At 40.1% G+C, this 907-nt stretch carries 2 tRNA genes; one reads left to right on the top strand and one right to left on the bottom strand.

Going from position 1 to position 907, the window contains the following annotated elements:
• Positions 1–3 precede the first annotated feature (3 nt).
• Positions 4–79: transfer RNA gene (locus HCZ11_RS19500), tRNA-Val, on the bottom strand.
• 643 nt (positions 80–722) lie between these two features.
• Between HCZ11_RS19500 and HCZ11_RS19505 the strand changes: the two genes are divergently transcribed.
• Positions 723–798 (top strand) — tRNA-Ala (locus HCZ11_RS19505).
• Positions 799–907 lie beyond the last annotated feature (109 nt).

Here is a 907-nt window from a genome sequence, read left to right on the forward strand (position 1 = left end):
TAATGGTGGGTCGTACTGGACTTGAACCAGTGACCCTCGCCTTGTAAGGGCGATGCTCTCCCAACTGAGCTAACGACCCATATCTAAAACAACTCATTGCTGCGTTGTTGTGGGGCGCTATTATAGATAGAGTTGTAAATGTGTCAACACTTGAATGAGTAAAAATGTGTTAGATGCAGCTTTTATAAACAATGACATGGCATTTAAGCATTTTTTGGTGAACAAATATGCAATTTATATTCATAACCTTGTATTTATAAGTTGATCTATAGCTCTATGACCTTAGTAAAATGATCGAAGTGATATGAAAACAGTAAAGCTTTATAGCAGTTTCTTCGTATCAATAAGTTTGCATCAGTTAAAAGCGACCTATTTTGTATATTAAAAAACAACATAGGGTACGCTTAGTTTCTTTATTTAAAGCTTTAGGTAGCGATCTTTGTTTTGCATATAAATGTATACCTTATTTAAATAAGCAAGTTTATAGGCAGGAAGCCTTTAAATGAGAAACCAGTACTGCAAGTAGCTCAAAATAGCGAATTTGATAGCACTTTGTTTAAAACACCACCGTAACGGATTGATATTTAGTCAGCTTGTTGAAATTTAAATCATTTAAATAAACTTAGATAAAAAACTGTTGACTTTATTTGGGGGGCTGCATAGAATGCGCCCCGCACTCAGCGATACACAGCCAACATTAATTGGTGGTGTGTATGCAAGTCGGGGCTATAGCTCAGCTGGGAGAGCGCTTCGCTGGCAGCGAAGAGGTCTGCGGTTCGATCCCGCATAGCTCCACCAGATTTGCATAGTGTTTGTCCTAGGGTTGCAGTTTTCTGCGTCCCCATCGTCTAGAGGCCTAGGACACCGCCCTTTCACGGCGGTAACAGGGGTTCGAATCCCCTTGGGG

The organism is Pseudoalteromonas sp. HF66 (assembly GCF_011806445.1).
Classification (GTDB): Bacteria; Pseudomonadota; Gammaproteobacteria; order Enterobacterales; family Alteromonadaceae; genus Pseudoalteromonas; species Pseudoalteromonas apostichopi.